Here is an 18,857-nt window from a genome sequence, read left to right as displayed (position 1 = left end):
TCTACGCCGCCTCCGCGTCCTCCACCGCCCCGCAAGCGATCGCCAGCACCTCGAACAGCGCCTGGGCGTTGACCGGCTTGGTCAGGTGGCCGTCGGCGCCGGCCTCGGCCGAGGCCCGCTTATGTTCGGGCAGGGCATTGGCCGACAGGGCCCAGATCGGCGTTCGGCTGGTCTCGGCGGCGCGAATCCCGCGAATGGCGGTCAGGCCGTCCATGACCGGCATCTGCAAGTCCATCAGCACCAGGTCGAAGGTCTGGGCGGCGGCGGCCTCGACCGCCAGGGCGCCGTTCTCGACACAGGTCAGCTCGACCCCGGCCGGCTCCAGCAGCATCTGCACGACCCGGCGGTTGACCGGGTGATCCTCGGCCAGCAGCACGCGCGGCGCCCGGGTCTGGTCCGCCTGGCCGGGCGCCGGGTCGGCCGCCGCCGTCTCCGGCGCGGCGACGGGGGCCAGCGGCAGGGTGAGGATGAAGACCGCCCCCTTGCCCGGCTCGGACTCGGCGGTCAGGTCGCCGCCCATCAGCCCGGCAAGCTGGCTGGAGATCGCCAACCCCAGCCCCGAGCCGCCGAACTGTCGGGTGATCGAGCCGTCGGCCTGTTCGAAGCGTTCGAACATCCGGGCCTTGAATGCGTCGTCGAAGCCGATACCGGTGTCGCGCACCGCCAGCGCCATCACCCCCTGATCGACAAAGGCGCGGACCGAGACCGAGCCCCGGTTGGTGAACTTGATGGCGTTGGACAGCAGGTTGCCCGTCACCTGCCGCAGACGCACCGCATCGCCTTCGAACCAGGCATCGGCGGAGGGGTCGATATCGAGGTCGAAGGCCAAGCCTTTTTCAGTCGCCAACGGCCGGAACAGATCGCCGATCGCCCGCAGGGAGCCGCTCAGCATGAAGGCCTCGGTCTTCAGGTCCAGCTTGCCGCTTTCGATGCGGGCCAGGTCCAGCAGGTCCGACAGGATGGCTTCCAGCGTCTGGCTCGAGGTGCGGATCAGCCCGAGCATCTCTTGCTGGTCGGGAGTCAGGGCCGTCCTGGACAGGGCCGCGGCCACCCCCATCACCCCGTTCAGCGGGGTGCGGAGCTCGTGGCTCATGTTGGCCAGGAATTCGCTCTTGGCCCGGCTTGCCGCCTCGGCCGTATCACGGGCCTGGGCCACCTGCAGCTCGGACTTCTTCCGTTCGGTGAGGTTCTTGAGGACGCCCAGCAGGCGGCGGCGGCGGCCGTCGGGGCCGAACGCCATCTCCGCCGCCGAGAAGGCCCAGGCCTCGCGGCCGGTCGGTCCCAGAATGCGATGCTCGGTGCGGTAAGGGGAGCCGTCGTCAAGGCACTGGTTCCAGAGCGCTTCGGCCCCGGCCCGGTCGTCGGGGTGGACCAGGTACCAGGGGTCCTTCTCGATGAGGTCGAAGGTGAAGTCGATCTCCGAGCCGAACGCCTCGACGGCACCATCGACCTTCAACTCGCGCTTTTCAAAATCGGCTTCGTACACCAGCACGTCGGCGATCTCGAGCGCCAGCTTGAGACGTTGTTCTGAGCGCTCGGCCCGGTCCAGCGCGGTGATCACGTCGGTGATATCGTGACTCAGCGCGATAAGCCCGACGATCTTGCCATCGCCGTCCCGCCAGGGCCCGACCTCGGCCCGGAGCCACATGTCCCGGCCCTTTCCCATCGGAATCCGCACCCGGTCCGACCAGGACGTCTCCCCCTCCAGGCAACGCCAGTAGGTGTCCCCGAATTCCGCGTAGGATTCCGGGAACAGATCGCCGACATGCGCCCCGATGGCCCGCTCGCGGGGCACCCCGGTGTCCTTGCACCAGCGGGCATTGACGTAGACGTAACGCAGATCCCGGTCGACCATGGCCAGGGCCATGGGGGCCGAGCACATGATCGCCTCCTTCAGGGCGATGGCGGAGCGGGTCTCACGGACACTCTCCTCGCGGGCCCGCTCCGCGCGCAACCGCTCGATGGCCTCCGACAGCAGGGCGGCGCAGTCCTCGAGACGGGACTCTATGGCGGGATCATAGGCCCTGGGCTCCTGTCCCAGCACACAAAGCGCCCCGATGCGCAGGCCACAGCGCAGGCGCAGCGGCGTGGCGCAGTAGAAGCGGGCATAGGGCGCGCCGACGCTCCAGGGGCGACCGGGATGGGTGACGAGGGCGTCCTCGATCCAGACGCCGTTCTCGTAATGCAGGCTGATCGATTGGTGGGCGTCGATCAGGCCTTCCTCGAACCCGGCGAAGGCCGAGTGCCAGATATGGTCCTCCTCATTGAGGACCACATAGGCGAAGGCCGCCCCGCTGAGGGCGACGGCCATGCTCGACACGCGATGGATGGTGGGGCGCAGCGCCGCGAGGTCGAGAGAACGGACCGCGCGCAGGCCTTCGTCGTCGACAGGTTCGGGCGCGTTTTGCGCCATGGAAAGTCCCCCAGACTTGGTGCGGGGACTGTCGCATCAGCAGGTTAAAAAACGGTGGTTCTTGAGAATTCCCCCAGACTGGGGCGATGCCTAGCCCAGCTTGATCTCGGCCAGTCGCTGCTTGAGGAAGTCGTCGGCGGTGATCGGCGTCGGGTACTTGTTCGGCGTCCCGGCGTCGGCCCGGCCCGGCAGCGTCTCGATCAGGTGATCGGGGGCGTAGTGCAGGAAGAAGGGCGTCGAGTACCTGGGAACATTGCGCCGCTCCGGCGGCGGGTTGACCACCCGGTGCGTCGTCGAGGGCAGGTAGTCGTTGGTGGCGCGCGACAGCATGTCGCCGATGTTGACCACCAGCGAGCCGGCCGGCGGATTGATCGCCAGCCAGCGGCCGTCACGGTCCAGAACCTCCAGCCCGCCCTCCTCGGCGCCGAGCAGCAGGGTGATGGCGTTGATGTCCTCATGCGCCCCGGCCCGCTCGTTGGGCCCGTCGAAGCCGGCCGGCGGATAGTGCAGCAGCCGCAGGATGGAGTTGCCGTCCTTGACCTGGACATCGAAGGTGTGGCGCTCGAGGCCCAGGTAGCTGGCGATCGCCTGCAGCACCTTGCCGCCCATGCTGTCGAGGGCGTCGAACAGCCAGGTCAGCTCTTCCTTGAAACCCTTGACCTCATCGACCCAGACGTTGTCCGGCATCGAAGCCGAGTATCTGTGGCCGGCCGGCAGCTCGCGGCCGACGTGCCAGAATTCCTTGAGGTCGAAGTGCTGGTTTCCCTTGGCCGTCTCGACGCCGAACGGGGTGTAGCCGCGCTGGCCCTTGCCGCCCTCGATGAAGTATTTCTTCTTGGTCTCCTCCGGCAGGGCGAAGAAGTCCTTGGCCCGCTCGATGGCGCTGTCGATGCGGTCCTGGCCCATGCCGTGGTCGCTGATCACCGCGAAGCCATAGCGCCGGAAACTGTCGCCCAGGGCCTTCGAAAAGCCGGCGAAGTCGCTCTCGTACTGCGTGAACGAGACGGGGATGATGGCGGAGGGGGCGAGCGCGGATTGGGTCATGGCAGCCTGGAGGGAAAGGGGCCGCGTTTTCTACACCAGTCCCGCCGACGGCGAAACCGCAGCGGCCAAACGCCACATCCCGCCCTTTGTCGGAACCTCGACACAGGGCGGGCGTTGCGGCGGTCGGGACACTTCTTCAAGGACACGACAGACATGATCCGCCGCACCCTCGCGCTCGCCGCCTGCCTCACCGGAGCCGTCGCGCTTTCGGCCTGCACGACCACCGATCCCTATACGGGCGAGGTCGTGCGCGACAACACCGGCACCGGGGCCATCGTCGGCGCCATCGGCGGCGGCCTGCTGGGCTACCTGACCAACACCAACGACAGCGAACAGGGCCGCAAGAACGCCCTGATCGGCGCGGGCATCGGCGGCCTGGCCGGGGCCGGCGTCGGCAACTACATGGACCGGCAACAGGCCGAGCTGCGCCGCGAACTGGCCGACAGCGGCGTCAGCGTCACCCGCGACGGCGACAACCTGATCCTCAACATGCCCAGCGACGTCACCTTCGCCACCAACAGCGAAACCCTGCAGCCGCAGTTCTACGACACGCTGGACGCGGTCGGCCGGGTGCTCGGCGCCTATCCCTCGACCCTGATCGACATCGTCGGCCATGCCGACAGCGATGGTCCGGACGACTACAACCTCGCCCTGTCGGAACGCCGCGCCCGCTCGGTCGCCGACTATCTGGTCCGCAACGGCCGGCTCAACCCCAACCGCGTCGCCCTGGCCGGCCGCGGCGAACGCGACCCGATCGCCAGCAACGCCACCGCCGCCGGCAAGGCCCAGAACCGCCGCGTCGAACTCGTCATCCGCCCGCTGCGCGGCTGACGGCAGAGTATGGGAGGGCGCCTCCGGTCAGACCCGGGGCGCCCCTACCCCATGCTGAAGACACACAGCTTGTTGCCGTCCAGGTCGCGGAAATAGGCGGCCTGCCGGCCGGCCCCGCGCTCGCGCGCCATGTTTATTTACAAATATAATTTAATCCGGCACGGTTGCTCATACACCGGAGCCGCCCTCGCCATGATCGCCCGCCGCCTGATCGCCGCCGCCGCCCTGCTGATGCTGACCCTGGCCGCCGGACGGGCCGCCGCCTGTTCGGTGACCCGCGACTATGTGCGGCCGAGCAACTTCGAGCTTGTCGCCATGGCCGACGCCATCGTCGTCGCCACGGCCGAGGGCGCCCTGGCCCCATCGGGTCGGCAGGGCATGCCGGAGGGGGTGCGCTTCCGCGTCACCGCCACGCTAAAGGGCGCGCCGCCCGAGACCGTAGAGACCGCCTTCGCGGCCATCGGCCAGCCGGTGGCCAGCGACCCGACCGACCTCGCCGCCGCCAACGCCGAGGCCTACGCCGGGCCCTGCAGCCGCATGACCTATGCCCGGGGCGGCGCCTATGTCCTGTTTCTCGCCCGGGACGACAAGGGCGCGCTGCGGGTCATCGGCATCCCCTTTTCCCGCACCAGCGAGGACTACCTGGGCGAGGCCAGCGCCTGGATCCGCACCATCCGCCTCTATCTCGACGTCCAGCGCGACGGCGACCCGATGGCCCAGCTCACCCGGCTGGAAACCCTGCGCGGCGAGTTGCTGGCGCGCGGCGACGCCCTGTCGAAGGCCCAGGCCGCCGACATCCTCGACCACCTGACCTCCCGCTCGCCGTGGAAGCCGACCGCCTTCCTGATTCAGACGTACGAGGCGCTGGAGCGGGGCGAGACGCCGCGCTACCCGCTGCGCGGCCCCGAGGCCAACAAGGAGTTGGGCGAGGCCCAGGCCCTGACCGAGGCGATGTTCGGCCGCGAAGACGGCCCATTCGGCCGGGCCGAACAGATGAACAGCGTCCTGCAAGCCCTGGTGCTGGGCGAGCATCCGGGCGCCGGCCCCTTCTTCGACCGGCTGGTCGCCTCGCCGACGCTGACAGCGGGCCAGCTCGGGGCCGCGATCCGCTGGCAGGCCGGCAATGGCCGGCTGCGCCGCGCCTACGACCTGATCGGCGACAAGGCGCTGGGCCTGATGATCGGCCTCGACCCCGAGGCCACCGCCCGGCTGATCGCCGACATCGCCTCGGCCATGCAGGGCGAGGCCTGGGAAGACGGCAAGGAGGCCTGGCACGCCGATCCGGTCGTCGCCGCCGGCTGGCCGAGGCTGGCCATGCGGATCGATCGTCACCAGCGGCTGGTGCTGGGTCAGGACCGGTCCATCGGCTTCTCCGGCGTGCTCGAGGCCCTGCGGCCCGCCGACTACCGGGCCGATCCCGAGATCACCTTGCGGCTCGCCGAGGACTATGACGAGGCGGTCGAGGCCTGGGCCCTCGCCCAGCTCAAGGCCCCGCCCCACAAGCCCGCCGCCGATGCGGAGGAGGATGACGAAGAGGGCGAGGCCGACAACCCCGACCGGCTGCCGATCCGCGTCCTGACCAGCAGCTGGGCGGAGGACCGCAACACCGCCCTGGTCGGCCTGTTCTGCCAGGGCGGCGCGCGGCGCCGTCTGGTCATCGCCGGCCTGGGCGAAGCCGGCGATGACCTGGCCGTCGACCTCCTGGCCCGCTTCGCCGCCTTCAAGCCCCTGTCCGACGACGACCGCGACACCCTGGTGGACGCCCTCGGCCGCATCTACGCCCGCGAACGCGCCCAGTCCGGCGGCGGCCTCTTCGCCTCGGACGGCGACGACGTCCTGGCGCTGCTGATCAAGGTCCAGCGCAAGGAACGGCCGGAGGACGCCAAGGCGCTGCCTTGCGCGAGGTAGCGGTCAGAACGGCTCGGAACGCCCGTCGGCCGGGGCTCGGGCAATATGTAGCGGTTGTATACTTTGCAAAACGTCGACTCACGGTAGTGTTTCCGGTTTGGATTCGCAGAAAGAGATTCGCGATGTCAGACAAAGCCGCCGTCGTCCACATGGGCGAGAACTCGCCAGAGCACGTCGCTTATGTGCTGCTGAAGACCATCGCCTCGAACGAAGGCAAAAGCCTCGTCGGGGGAATGGGGGCGCCGGCCACGGCTGACCGCCAGTGGCTTCTCAGCACCTACGCTGAGTGCGTTACAGTCGTGAAGAATGGGTATTACGCCCCGGCCAAGTAGGCCTCGATCACCTTAGCAATTGCGATGAGGTCCAGACCATCGTTCGCTTCATCGCAATAGCAAGTTCAAGGGTTTCGATCTTAACTTCGTGCGGCCTTTGGCGGTATAATAATACCGTATTCAAGACTTGTCACGCCAGATCGCCAAGCCGTGCAGCGCCATGCCCGACGACGCCCTTTAGAGCGATTTCCGCACGTTCAACGTCGTTCACGCCAAGGCCTACGCGGACGTACTCGTCGCGGGCATGGTGCACGGCGTGTAGCCGCCAGTTCAACGCCCCCAATATGTGGCGATTATGTACTTGACGTACCAACTGCAAGATATTGAACCATGACGGACTTGATCGAAGACGCAAACGCCGACGAGGCCATCACGCCCGAGATGATCAAGACCGTCGAGCGCATGTTCTACGAGTGGGCCGACTTTCACGGCTTGCGCTTGGGCTGCATGCCCGACCCAGAGGGCTTCTTGAGGAAGTTCAGACCGGTCTTGGAGTAGGCCTCCAACTCTTCGTCGGTGATCTCTAGGTTCGCTTGGAGATTGGCGACAAGCACGTTCACCGTGGCAACCCGGATTGCGAATTCGTCTGCCGACAACCGCTTCACGGTAGTTTGCAGCTTCTGATCCGTCGTTCGCTTCACGAACGCAATCGACTCTGATCCGATGCGAATCTGGCCATGCACCATGGCGTTTCGCTCTGCGGTCTGCGTGATCTGGTTGATCAACGAGATCGCCGTCGCGTAGCGGTCGCCATCTAGTGCCATGAGCGAGCGGGCGATGCTGGCCTTGCGCTCGAAGCCCAGCCCAGACGACACGATTACAGCATGGACCGGGTCCATATTGGCGATCTTCATCGTCGCCACTTCAAGCACCGCTTCGAAGGTAGACCAAACGACAAGGAAAAGGCCGTATGACAGAAACATCCTGTCGTGGACGGCCGAATTGTAGGATGCTTCTTCCATGCTCAGCGAGCCCCCCAGCCTGATGATGTGCTGCGCCGAATGCTGGCTACACCCCCACAGCCTAAGGTGAGTCCCTCAAAGGAGAACAAGCCGAAGAAGTCGAATGCACCGCCTGCGAAGGCGTAGACTGGCAAGCTTTAGAGCAGTCTTCTGCGCCCTCGGAAGTCAGGCCGAACCCGGTGCTGTCGTGACGGTAGGCTCGCCGCATGACATCCGTGAGGTCACAATGTTTCAAGTCATCTGGTCTGAGCCGCACCCGAGCGGCCTACACCATCAGAAATCTGCATTCTACGATGAAGAGGCGCCCGGCTTCATTACCCTCGTCGCTCTAGATCAGGGCCATGCGGAAGCCATTGCAGGCCTTGTGAATGGTGTCCGCCTTTCAACTCCCAAGCTGGTTCAGCCTCTCCCGCCCTGCATGGGTGATTGCACCAACCGTCAGTTGGCCGATACCCGCCGGCGACGGCCTGATCAGACCGGCTGAGAGCAGGCGTCCGTGGCTGACCTCAATGTCGTCGAGGGATAGTCCGAGTTCGAAATGATCGACTTCGGAAAACGAGCCCGCCTCGTTCTTGGAGGCAATCTTCAACAGAGCAAGTTCGCATTTGTCGCTCATTTCTTCGTCCTGCAGCGCGACCTTCTGCGGCGCTTTGACCCCACCTTCTTAGGCGGCTTGAAGGCCGTCAATCCGCCGATAGGTCAAGCGCTTGCCGATGATGCCAGCGAATGCCTTTCTCGCATGCTGAGCGTCGTTGACGCCCGCCGCCACGAGGTTCGAATAGCGGAAGTCAAACTCTTGCAGATAGCGTTGCAGGTGCTGCTATCCGCCGTGCTGATACACGCTGCGCACCCCGCGTTTGAAGATCGAGAAGAAGCCCTCGACCGTGTTCGTCGTGATGGCGCGATCCTCAACGCGGACGTGCTCATTCGGGCTGGGGTTTACCGCGTCTTGGCCCGCCAGTTCAGCGCCGCCCTGCTCGTAGAGCGGCCTTCAGTCCAATATGTCTAGACATATTCATCTTCAATTTCAGACCTTTCCTACAGTTCCTCACCCCTCGCCCGCTCCCCTGTCCGAGCCGTAGGTCGCGCCGGCACACTTTCGGCCCACATTCCCCGCGCCTCCCCCCACGCCCGACCCACGCCGCGACCCACATCCCCAGCCGCCGCCCCCACGCAAAACCCCACAGATACGGGGCCTTGGCCGATTTTCGCGGGTCTTCGGGCGGCTGCGGGCTTTTTTGTGGGTGGGGCACGCCGCGGTATAATGGTCGCCGCTTCGATAGCGCCGCCCGCCGGTGACGGTGATAGCCTTGGCGTCAAGACCCCGGAGACCGCCGTGAAACCCGCCCCCATGACCTGCGACGAGGCCTCGCGGAAACTGCTCGGCCGCCCGGCCGACGAGATTTCCGAGCTGGAGCGGACGGTCATCGAGCGGATCATCGCCCGCGGCGCCATCTCGCGCGACCTGTCGGCGGACGCCGATGACATGACCTTCGGCCAGCGGCTGGCCGACCGGGTGGCGGCCATCGGCGGCTCCTGGGCCTTCATCATCGGGTTCGGCGTGGTGCTGGTCGCCTGGGTCGGCCTCAACGCCTGGGCGCTCGGCGTCGCGGGGGTCAAGCCCTTCGACCCCTACCCCTTCATCTTCCTGAACCTGATGCTGTCGATGCTGGCCGCCCTGCAGGCGCCGGTGATCATGATGAGCCAGAACCGCCAGGCCATCAAAGACCGCGAGGCCGCCCGCCACGACTACGAGGTCAACCTCAAGGCCGAGCTGGAGATCATGGCCCTGCACGAAAAGCTAGACGCCCTGCGCGACCACGACCTGGCGGAGATGATCAGGCAGCAGACGGCGCTGCTCAGACAGTTGAGCGCCTGATCCTCAACGCCCCTTCTTGTTCCACGGCATGGGAATTTTCTTGATCGAGTCCTGGATCGACGGCCCCTTGCCCTTGTCCCCGGCCTTGGGATCCTCACCCCACAGGGCCAGTTCGGCCAGCCGCTTCTTGTCCTTTTCCGACAGGTTCTTGTAGTCGTCTTCCATCGTCGCCTCCATGCAGTTGAGCATGATCTGCTCGCGGCGGGTGGCGCGACAGAGGTCGAGGGTCTTGTGGGCCGCGTCGAACTGGCGGGTGCGCACCTGGATCCGGATGTCCGAGGGCAGGAAGTAGTCGCTGTCGGGGAAGGTCGCCCGCCCCTTGGCCAGCATCTGCCGCGCCTTGTCGATCTGGTTGTTGCGGGCATAGAGCCGGATCAGTTCGCGGAAGGATTCCGGCGAGGGGTATTTCGAGCGGACGGCGACCTCCAGGTGGGCGATGGCCTCGCCATAGCGTAAGTGGGCCTTCGACACCCGGTGGGCCGTGAAGCGGACGTAGGCTTCGTTGGCGAACGGTCCCTTGAGAGCCTGGCCGATGGCCTTGGCCGCGGCCCCCTTGTCGGTCGGGAAGCCGTCCAGCGCCAGTTCCGCCGCCTTGACCTGGCGGGCGGTGGCGATGCCGGCCCTCAGTTCGGGCAGCTTGAGCAGCTCCTCGGTCAGGCCATCGACCGGATCGGCGTTGGCCGGCGTCAGCCCGGTCTGGATATAGGCCGCCTTCTTGTAGCGGCCGATCCCGTCGCTGCGGTTGGCGGCGGCGCGGTGCTCGCGGCTGAAGGTCTCGGTAAACCACTTGCGGATGCCGGCGTAGAAGCCCTTCTCGAGGGCCTTCAGCACCGGATCAAAGGCGCCGGCCAGGTCTCCCTGCCTGAGCGCTTCCTGGTAGCGGGGATCCTTCATCACCTTGTCGGCGCGCTGGGTCATGGCGGTCTGGACCGCCTCGATCCGCTTCTCGATGGCGATCTCGCTGGCCTCGAACTGGTTGACCGAATGGGCGGTGCGCGGCGGCACGCCGGCCAGGTAGGCGGCATCGATGCCGGCGGCGTCGGCCTCGTCCTCCTGCATCCGGCCCCAGGCCGGATAGAGGATGCTGTCCATCAGATAGCGCAGGCCCTGCTGGCCCTCGCGCGCGTCGCGATAGGCCTCCTTGAGGTCGGGGGCGTCGGCGCCGGGCGCGGTCTCGGCATAGTTGATGCTGCTTTCCAGCATGGCGCCGCGCTTCATCATGGTGGTGACGTCGTGCAGGAAGCGGCGCTGGAACTCGCCCATCTCGTCGCTCTCCATATGGCCGAGCGCCAGGTGGGAATACTCGTGGCCGAGCATCCAGTAGAGGTCGCCGTCGGCCAGCTGCTGCGACACCCCGTCGGTGGGATCGGCCAGCACCCCCAGCCACAGCACGATGGTGTTGTCGGCCCGCGCCTCGGCGTTGTAGCCGAGGTTGGCGTCGATCAGCACGGTCGGCGGCTTGCCGCCCGTCGCGTCCTTGTAGGGCCAGGTCCTGGCGATGTTGTTGACGATCTGCTGCAGCTTGGCCTGGGTCTGGGGCATGTGGAACAGCGTCGGGCGCATCTTGCCCGCCGCGTCGGCCTGCAGGGCCAGGTTCAGCGCCTTGGACTTGACCGGACCGCCGGCCTTGGCGGCCTTGGCGTCGGCCTCGGCCTGGGCCTGCTTGGCGCGAAGGGCGGCGACGCGGGCCCCGGTCTCGGGCGAGCAGGCGTAGGGTCCGGTCTTGCCGCTGACCGAAAAGCGGTCGCCGAGCGTCGAGGCGGTGCCCTTCAAGCCCGAACCGACCCAGCCGAGCGCCTTGTCGAAGATGTTCTTGTCGACGCTCGCCGAGGCGTTTGCCGCCGCCTCGCAGCGCAGCTTGAGGCTGGCGTTGACCTCACCCGCCACGGCGCCGGCCGCCAGCGCCAGGCCGACGGAGCCGGCCAGCAGGGCGCCGCCGAGCCGTCGTGACCTCAGCATTCGTTGGCTCCCGCCGAACCGGCCGTGACGGTGGCGACCGGCCCCTGGGCGACCCGCTTGGTGCAGCCCGCCTTGGCCGGCCGCATGACATAGACGGTCTTGCCGTCCGTCGTCTTCAAGGTCAGGCAACCCTTCTTCTCGGCCACCACCGTGGCGCCGGTCAGCGCCTTGGCGGGGACTTTGCCGTCGTCATCCATGCAATTGGCGTCCATGAACTTCATCACCGGCGTGGTCGGGAACACCGGCGCCTCGGCGGCGAGGGCCGGCGTGGCGGCCGTTGCCAGGAACAGAGCGGCGGCGAACAGGGTGCGGGTCATGGACTATCCTTTCGACGGGTGCGGGGTTTGGCGGCGGCGCGAGGTTTGCGCGGCCGGGCGGAACGAGTTGCGGGGTCAAGCGCCGGGGGCTCCGGAGTAGGACCAGGGGGCTGCGCGGGCCGGCCGAACCACTCGCGGAATTTTCGTCGACGTGAGCCGGGCGCGAAAAGCAGGACGGCCGTCAGCTGGCCAAAGACGGCCGCCCAGCCCTTGTGCGTCCAGAGTTCGGCGGCCACAAACAGAACCGAGACTGTGAACAGGCCGACGACATTGAGCGGCTCCCAGTGATTGGAGATCGTCAGGGCGACCAACAGAACCAGGGCGATCATCGCCAGCGTCAGGGTCAGGATGACCTGGCCGATGCGGTATCGATCCTCGGAGGAGGCTTCCCAGTATTCACGATAGTTCAGCCGCACCCGGGCCAGCCAGCGTAGCGGATGGGCCAGGTCACGCTCCCTGCGCCAGCCCTCGAAGGGCTTCGGTAGCGAGGTTTCCTCAGTCGGCCGACGCTCGAAGTCGGCCCGCGTCCGCTCGATCAGGAACAGGATGAAAGCGCCGCAGAGAATTTCCAGCACCTCGCCGCCGTCGAGCTTTAGCCAATCGAGCCCCCATGCGCCGCGCGGACCATCCTTTGCGAAGATTTCCGGCGGCTTGCGACGCAGGTCGAGGCCCTTTTCCAACAGGTTGTCGAGCATCATGGCGTGGTAGTGCACGCCCGCCTGCCGGGCGTTCAGAGTCGTGGCGATCCAGTCATTGCTGAGCGCCTGCGCCGCGCCTATGGCGACGGCCCGATCGGCCAACTGCGAACGGACGGCGTCGAGCAGTTCCGGTTCGGAGATCAGAACATCGTTGGCGTCGAAGGTCAGGTGGTAGGGGCACGGAACCGCGACGGCGGCGGCTCCCTTTCCCAGTCCGGACCGCAGCTGCGCCCAACCGACCTCGACGGCGCGGCTGATCGTGGGATGCTCGCGTCGACACTCGGCCTCCGTGATCGGCTCTTCGGGGAAAGGCGTTCCGTCGCCATTGAACAGTTTTCGATTGTCCCGGGTCTGAGGGTCAGAGATCGAGCCCCATTCAGGACCGGAGTACTCCACGTCCTGCAGCGCCGGCATGGCGCCGGTCTCCGCCGACCGCCGTAACACCGAGCAAAGTGCCGCTTTTGGCCCCGTCCAGGTCTTGTCATGCAGGCAGAGCGCGAGGGCCATGGCCGCCGCCGGCGTCACATCAAAGCCAAACACTGGCTCTCCGGGATCGTAAGGATCCGGCGCCACCCTTGCCTGCTTCCCGGGGTGCCCCAGGGGCGACCAAGTGATCATCCTCGGAGGCAGCGGGTCTTTGGCAGCGACCGGAACCGCTTCGGGATCGACACTCAGCAGCGGAACGAGCCGGCCGTCGGGGTTGAGATCCTGGCATTCGCGGATCAAGCCCGGCGCGATCTGGCCCGGCCGCTCGGCGTCGGCGATATCCGAACCGTCGAAGGCTTCGGTTAGGGTCTTCGCGTAGTCGTGGCGCGTCAGGATAAGATGAGAGGTCGTCGGAAGATCCGGCCAGCCAAGCGGCGCCACGACGGCCGTGTGAAACAGCCGCACATCATCCCCACCGTCGCGCTCCAGCCGTTCGTACCGGCCGATGCAGGCGTTGGGGGGATAGACCTTTCCAATGATGACAGGCACGCCCCCGGCCGCCGCGATGCAGCGGATTTTCGCGAGTGCGGAGGCCTGACAGGTTTCGTCCTCGCTCCAGTCATCGTAGCTGGTGACCGCCCGGACGGCGTCCAACAACGCTTGCCGGTCCTCCCAGTCGGTCTCGCTGATGAAGGCGTAGTCGAAGAAGACGACCGCCGGCTTGCTGGTTCCGCCGGCAATCCGCTTCAAAAGCCTGGCATAAAACATCCGCGGCGGGGGCCAGCCCACCTCCGGATCGCTGATTGTCTGGTCGCTGATCTGCACGACGGCGATCCGCCGCCGCCCGTCATGGGTCGGGCCGCCGTAGAATGGGGCGGTCATGCGCGAGACCACATCGGCGCTATGGCGATCCGTCGCCTCGTCCAGACCCATGGGGTCGGTCAGCATGATGACAAACAGCAGCGCCGTGCCGAGCAGCGTTCGGATCACCACGTCCCGCCAGTCGATAGGCTTCATCCCACAGTCCCCCGTTAGCCAGATTAAAGAACATGGGTCGCTCCGCAAGCGTTTGGGGCTCAAAAAATCCCGCAAAGGTAGAAATGTGACCCTCGGCCTCCCCGGTCCTTATCGCCGCCACAGGATTCCTCGGGTTCCCAATCGCCGCATCGTCCGGCTATGGCTGAGCCAACCAATTCCGACGAAAGCCGCCGATGACCGACCACGCCGCCCTCTTCGCGCCCCTGACCTTCGCCCATGGCCCGGCCATGAAGAACCGCCTGATGCTGGCGCCCCTGACCAACACCCAGAGCCATGCCGACGGCAAACTCTCTGATGAAGAATTCAAATGGCTGGTCATGCGGGCCGAAGGCGGCTTTGGCCTGACCATGACCTGCGCCGCCCATGTGCAGCGCATCGGCCAGGGCTTTCCCGGCCAGCTGGGCATCTGGTCCGACGACCACCTGCCGGGCCTCACCCGCCTGGCCGCCGCCATCAAGGCCAACGACAGCGTCGCGGTGGTCCAGCTGCACCACGCCGGCATGCGCTCGCCGGCCGAGATCATCGGCGAGGCGCCGGTCTGTCCGTCCGACAACGAGGAGTTCAAGGCCCGGGCCCTGACCGGCGAGGAGGTGCTGCAGCTGAAGGCCGATTTCGTGGCCGCCGCCGTGCGGGCGCAGAAGGCCGGCTTCGACGGCGTCGAGTTCCACGGCGCCCACGGCTATATCCTCTGTCAGTTCCTGTCGGCCGAGATCAACACACGCGACGACGAGTGGGGCGGCTCGCTCGACAACCGCGCCCGCCTGATCCACGAAATCCTCATCGAGGCCCGCGCCGCCTGCCGCCCCGACTTCCAGATCGGCCTGCGGCTGTCGCCCGAGCGCTTCGGGCTGAAGATGGCCGAGATCCGCCGGGTGGCCGGCATGCTGATGACCAGCGGCCTGATCGACTATCTGGACATGAGCCTGTGGGACGTCGGCAAGCTGCCGATGGAGGAAGAGTTCGCCGACAAGAGCCTGATCGACTGGTTCGCCGAGCTGCCGCGCGGCGATTGCCGGCTGGGCGTGGCCGGCAAGATCATGGACCCGGCCTATGCCGCCGCCCTGCTCGAGAAGGTCGACTTCGTCCTGCTCGGCCGCGCCGCCATCCTGCACCACGACTGGCCGCTGCGGGCCGCCGCCGACGCGGGCTTCAAGCCGGTCAGCCTGCCGGTCACCCGCGCCTACCTGGCCGGCGAGGGCCTCAGCCCGGCCTTCCAGGACTATATGGCCGCCTGGAAGGGCTTCGTCGCCGAGGAAGCCGCCTGACGTTCCGTCAGACTTGCCCCGTCCATTTCTTTTGACTACGCACGGCTCCATGACCACGCCCTTCACCACCCTGCTGGCCCAGCTGGCCGACCAGCCCGACGGCTCGACCCTGACCGTCACCCCCGACTGGGGCCAGGGCCGCACCCTGTTCGGCGGCATCTCGGCCGCTCTCTGCGTGGCCTCGGCCGAGCGGGTGATCGGCCAGGACGCCCCGCCGCTGCGGTCCGGCCAGTTCGCCTTCATCGGTCCGGCCTCCGGACCCCTGAAGCTGTCGACCGAGATCCTGCGGCGCGGCAAGTCGACCATCTTCGTGCAGGCCGACCTGCACGGCGAGGCGGGCCTGGCCACCCGCGCCATCCTCACCTTCGGGGCCGGCCGCAACAGCGCCATCGACGACGAGGACCTGAAGGCGCCCGAGGGCGTCCTCGACCCGGAAACCTGCCCGCCGCTGCATCCGGAGGGCAAGGGCCCGGGCTTCGTGGCCAACTTCCAGATCCGCCCGGCCAACGGCAAGACCATCTTCAGCGCCGAGGCGCGGACCACGAAGAACCGTCCCGACCTGCTGCTCTGGTGCCGCCACCGCGACCCCGACGCCGGCATGGGCGCCGCCGCCCTGATCGCCCTGGCCGACACCCCGCCGCCGGCCGCCGTGCGGCTGATGCCGGTCTCGGCCCCGATCAGCACCATGACCTGGATGGTCGATATCCTGCAGCCCCCGCCGCTGGAGAACGACCGCGGCTGGCGGCTGCTGCAAAGTACAGCGCAGGTCACCAGGGCCGGCTATTCCAGTCAGTCCATGACCCTGTGGGACGAGGCCGGCCGGCCGCTGGTCGTCGGCAGGCAGAACATCGCCGTCTTCGCCTGACGAAACTTTTCGAGGCCCAACGACGTTTTCCTCTGCTCGGGTGTCACCTACCCGACAACGCGGGTTTCGCCTGACCCATATTGTGTATGTGGGACATGCGAGACGCTGGCCGGCCCCTGGGGCCCGGACCACGGGAGAACGACGACGGAATGCCTACGGACGTTCTTTCGCGGTTGAGGGCCGAGACCCGCGCCGCCCATGAAGCGCTTGAAGCCGATCTGGATATCTTCAGCCACCTGGCCAGCGACGCCGGCCGCCGGCGTCTGGCGCGCCTGTTCCACGGCCTGCACGCCGGGGCCGAGGCCGTGCTGGCCCCCTGGCTGGCCGCCGTTCCCGGGCTCGACTACGAGGCGCGCCGCCGCCGCCCGGTGCTCGACCGCGACCTGGCCCATTTTGGCGAGGCCACGCCGCCGCCCTGCCCTATGGCCAAGCCGGCCAGCCGGGCCGAGGCGCTGGGCATACTCTATGTGCTGGAGGGCTCGACCCTCGGCGGCCAGGTGATCCGCAAGCGCCTGCTCAGCCGGGGCGCCGGACTGGACGGGGTTTCCTTCCTCGACCCCTACGGCGCCGAGACCGGTCCGCGCTGGAAAGGCTTCCTCGCCGTCCTCGGCCGCGAATGCCCGCCGGACCGGCCGGAAACCGCCGAGGCGGCCGCCCGCGGCGGCGTCGCCGGCTTCACCGCCGCCCGCGCCTGGCTCTGCGCCCGGCAGGAGGCCCTGGCATGAAGCCCCTCGACGAGGTCACCGACCTGCCGTTCGATCACGCCGCGCCGGACCTGACCGCCTGCGACCGCGAGCCGATCCACATCCCCGGCGCCGTCCAGCCGCACGGCCTGCTGCTGGTCGTCGAGCGCAACAGCCTCAGCCTCGCCTATGTCGCCGGCGACGCCGAAGCCATCCTCGGCCGCGACGACTGGCGCGGCGCCAGCCTCGGCGCGGTGCTGGACGACGCCCTGGCCGGCCGCATCGCCCGCCTGGCCGACTCCACCGCCGTCGGCAGCTACATCGGTCCCTGGACCGGACCCGACGGCCGCTGCTGGGACGTCGCCGCCCACCCGGTCGCCGACCATCTGCTGGTCGAGCTGGAACCCTGCGCCGCCGAAGCCCCGCCGGCCGCCTTGGTGCTTGGCTCGCTGGAGGCCGCCGGCCGCGCCTTCGAACGGGCTGCCACCCTGCGCGGGCTGTGCGAGCGGGCGGCCGAGGAGTTCGCGCGGATCACCGGCTACGACCGGGTGATGATCTACCGCTTCCTCGACGACGACGCCGGCGTCGTGGTCGCCGAGCATGCGGCGCCGGGCATGGACGCCTTCCTGCACCACCACTTCCCCAGCAGCGACATCCCCCGCCAGGCCCGCGCCCTCTACGTGCGCAACCTGGTGCGGGTCATCCCCGACGTCGCCTATGCGCCGGCGCCCCTGCGCCCGGCCTGGGCCGAGCCCGCGCCGCTGGACATGAGCGACTGCGCCCTGCGCAGCGTCTCGCCGGTCCACATGCAGTACCTGCGCAACATGGGCGTCGGGGCCAGCGCCTCGATCTCCATCGTCAAGGACGGGCTGCTCTGGGGCCTGGTCGCCTGCCACCACTCCGGGCCCCGCCAGCTGGGCTACGACGTCCGCTCCGCCTGCCGCGCCCTGGCCGGCGGCCTGGCCCGCCAGATCAAGGCCAAGGAAGAAGCCGAGACCTACCGCGAGCGCATCCGCCTGCGCGGCCTGGAGGACGAGATCCTGCGCGGCCTCATCCCCGACCGCTCGCTGGACGACAGCCTGGCCGAAGCTATCCCGCAGCTGCGCCGGATGTTCGACGCCGACGGCGCGGCCATCTTCCGCGGCGGCCGGCTGGTGCTCGACGGCGAATGCCCGCCCGAAAGCGCCGTGCGCGAGATGGTCGGCTGGCTGACCGATCAGGCCGTGGTCGAGACCGTCCACAGCGACCGCTGGGGCGAGGTCGACCCCCGCGCCCGCCCCTTCCAGAGCCTGGCCAGCGGCGTGCTGGCCCTGACCCTGTCGGCCGACGAGCCCTTCGTCCTGATCTGGTTCCGGGCCGAGTTCCTGCAGGTCGTCAAATGGGCCGGCAATCCGCACAAGCCGGCGGCGGACGAGGCCGGCATCCTCACCCCCCGCGCCAGCTTCGACGCCTGGGCCGAGACCGTCTCCGGCCGCGCCCGCCCCTGGACCGCCGCCGAGATCGAGACCGCCGGCCGGCTGCGCACCGCCCTGCAGGAGGTCCGCCACAATCGCCGCCTGCGCGATCTCAACGGCCGCCTCAGCGAGACCCTGGCCGACCGCGAGGCCCTGCTGTCGCAGAAGGATTTCCTGATCCGGGAGGTCAACCACCGTATCCAGAACAGCCTGCAGCTGGTCTCCAGCTTCCTCGGCCTGCAGGGCCGCGCCAGCCAGAGCGAGGAGGTAAAGGCCAGCCTCGAGGAGGCCCAGCGCCGCCTGCAGGCCGTCGCCCTGGTCCACCGCCGCCTCTACCGCGCCGACCAGGTCGAGACCATCGACCTGGCCCGCTACCTCGAGGAGCTGATCGGCGACATGCAGTCCAGCATGGGGTCCGAATGGGCCGGCCACATCTCCGTCAGCCTGGCCCCCATCACCGTCGCCACCGACCGGGCGGTGACCATCGGCCTGGTCCTCACCGAGCTGGTCATCAACGCCAACAAGTACGCCTACGAGGGCCGGCCGGGACCGATCGAGATCGCCCTGGAACAGCACCGCGGCAGCTTCCGCCTGCTGGTCGCCGACCGCGGCAAGGGCAAGAAGACTGGCAAGGGCCACGGCGCCGACGGCTTCGGCTCGCGGATGATGGCGGCCATGGTCAGCCAGCTGCAGGGACAGCTCGACGTCAGCGACAACCTTCCGGGGCTGAGAAGCATCCTGACCGCTCCGCTGGCGCCGGTCGTCTAGCGCGGCCACGTCTTT

14 protein-coding genes and 1 pseudogene are annotated in these 18,857 nt (G+C 67.9%); 8 read left to right on the top strand and 7 right to left on the bottom strand.

Translation table 11 applies throughout. The features are described from left to right. Window position 1: 1 nt before the first annotated feature. Both O5I81_RS03425 and O5I81_RS03420 read right to left on the bottom strand, forming a co-directional pair. Window positions 2–2,413 carry an ATP-binding protein gene (locus O5I81_RS03425; RefSeq protein WP_271067543.1) on the bottom strand — a complete coding sequence of 804 codons (2,412 nt, stop codon included), beginning with the start codon at window positions 2,411–2,413 and terminating at the stop codon, window positions 2–4. A 90-nt stretch (window positions 2,414–2,503) separates the two neighbouring features. Then, window positions 2,504–3,457: a 2-oxoglutarate and iron-dependent oxygenase domain-containing protein gene (locus O5I81_RS03420; RefSeq protein WP_271067542.1), complete on the bottom strand. Its 954-nt coding sequence runs from the start codon at window positions 3,455–3,457 to the stop codon at window positions 2,504–2,506. A gap of 153 nt (window positions 3,458–3,610) precedes the next feature. Between O5I81_RS03420 and O5I81_RS03415 the strand changes: the two genes are divergently transcribed. The 3 genes from O5I81_RS03415 to O5I81_RS03405 all read left to right on the top strand — a co-directional run bounded on the left by O5I81_RS03415 (window position 3,611) and on the right by O5I81_RS03405 (window position 6,528). Further along, entirely contained in the window at window positions 3,611–4,288 is a 678-nt protein-coding gene (locus tag O5I81_RS03415) for an OmpA family protein (RefSeq protein ID WP_271067541.1), read from the top strand. A 192-nt stretch (window positions 4,289–4,480) separates the two neighbouring features. Next, on the top strand, window positions 4,481–6,196 hold the full coding sequence (locus O5I81_RS03410) for a hypothetical protein (protein ID WP_271067540.1): 1,716 nt from the start codon (window positions 4,481–4,483) through the stop codon (window positions 6,194–6,196). A gap of 122 nt (window positions 6,197–6,318) precedes the next feature. After that, complete coding sequence (locus O5I81_RS03405; RefSeq protein WP_271067539.1) at window positions 6,319–6,528, top strand: hypothetical protein; 210 nt, start codon at window positions 6,319–6,321, stop codon at window positions 6,526–6,528. Between the two features lie 425 nt (window positions 6,529–6,953). Here the strand turns inward: O5I81_RS03405 and O5I81_RS03400 are convergent, their stop codons facing one another. Together O5I81_RS03400 and O5I81_RS03395 are read right to left on the bottom strand one after the other, a co-directional pair. Then, entirely contained in the window at window positions 6,954–7,490 is a 537-nt protein-coding gene (locus tag O5I81_RS03400) for a hypothetical protein (protein ID WP_271067538.1), read from the bottom strand. Between the two features lie 664 nt (window positions 7,491–8,154). Further along, window positions 8,155–8,388, bottom strand: a pseudogene (locus O5I81_RS03395) (transposase); the annotation flags it as partial. Window positions 8,389–8,826: 438 nt separating this feature from the next. Between O5I81_RS03395 and O5I81_RS03390 the strand changes: the two are divergent. Further along, window positions 8,827–9,369 (top strand): DUF1003 domain-containing protein, encoded by a 543-nt coding sequence (locus O5I81_RS03390; protein ID WP_271067537.1) that lies wholly within the window; start codon window positions 8,827–8,829, stop codon window positions 9,367–9,369. A gap of 3 nt (window positions 9,370–9,372) precedes the next feature. Here O5I81_RS03390 and O5I81_RS03385 read toward each other — a convergent pair whose 3' ends face one another. From O5I81_RS03385 to O5I81_RS03375, 3 genes are read right to left on the bottom strand one after another with little or no spacing between them, the layout of a single operon-like run. Beyond that, a complete protein-coding gene (locus O5I81_RS03385) occupies window positions 9,373–11,328 on the bottom strand; it encodes a M48 family metalloprotease (RefSeq protein ID WP_271067536.1) in 1,956 nt (651 codons plus the stop codon). Further along, window positions 11,322–11,645 (bottom strand): hypothetical protein, encoded by a 324-nt coding sequence (locus O5I81_RS03380; RefSeq protein ID WP_271067535.1) that lies wholly within the window; start codon window positions 11,643–11,645, stop codon window positions 11,322–11,324. Before O5I81_RS03380 ends, O5I81_RS03385 begins: the two co-directional genes overlap by 7 nt. After that, window positions 11,642–13,786, bottom strand: a complete 2,145-nt coding sequence (locus tag O5I81_RS03375) for a CHASE2 domain-containing protein (protein WP_271067534.1) — start codon at window positions 13,784–13,786, stop codon at window positions 11,642–11,644. Before O5I81_RS03375 ends, O5I81_RS03380 begins: the two co-directional genes overlap by 4 nt. Window positions 13,787–13,980: 194 nt before the next feature. Between O5I81_RS03375 and O5I81_RS03370 the strand changes: the two genes are divergently transcribed. The 4 genes from O5I81_RS03370 (at window position 13,981) to O5I81_RS03355 (ending at window position 18,842) form a co-directional block, all read left to right on the top strand. Next, on the top strand, window positions 13,981–15,072 hold the full coding sequence (locus O5I81_RS03370) for an NADH:flavin oxidoreductase (protein WP_271067533.1): 1,092 nt from the start codon (window positions 13,981–13,983) through the stop codon (window positions 15,070–15,072). A 49-nt stretch (window positions 15,073–15,121) separates the two neighbouring features. Then, window positions 15,122–15,937, top strand: coding sequence for a thioesterase family protein (locus O5I81_RS03365; RefSeq protein ID WP_271067532.1), 816 nt, complete (start codon window positions 15,122–15,124; stop codon window positions 15,935–15,937). A 149-nt stretch (window positions 15,938–16,086) separates the two neighbouring features. After that, window positions 16,087–16,662 (top strand): biliverdin-producing heme oxygenase, encoded by a 576-nt coding sequence (locus O5I81_RS03360; RefSeq protein ID WP_271067531.1) that lies wholly within the window; start codon window positions 16,087–16,089, stop codon window positions 16,660–16,662. Beyond that, window positions 16,659–18,842, top strand: a complete 2,184-nt coding sequence (locus tag O5I81_RS03355) for a histidine kinase dimerization/phosphoacceptor domain -containing protein (RefSeq protein ID WP_271067530.1) — start codon at window positions 16,659–16,661, stop codon at window positions 18,840–18,842. The genes O5I81_RS03360 and O5I81_RS03355 overlap by 4 nt, the downstream gene beginning before the upstream one ends. The last annotated feature ends 15 nt before the right edge of the window (window positions 18,843–18,857 follow it).

The sequence above is a fragment of the Caulobacter sp. NIBR1757 genome (assembly GCF_027912495.1).
Taxonomy (GTDB): domain Bacteria; phylum Pseudomonadota; class Alphaproteobacteria; order Caulobacterales; family Caulobacteraceae; genus Caulobacter.
Note: the sequence above shows the minus strand (reverse complement) of the source record. Positions and strands in the feature narration are given on the sequence as shown.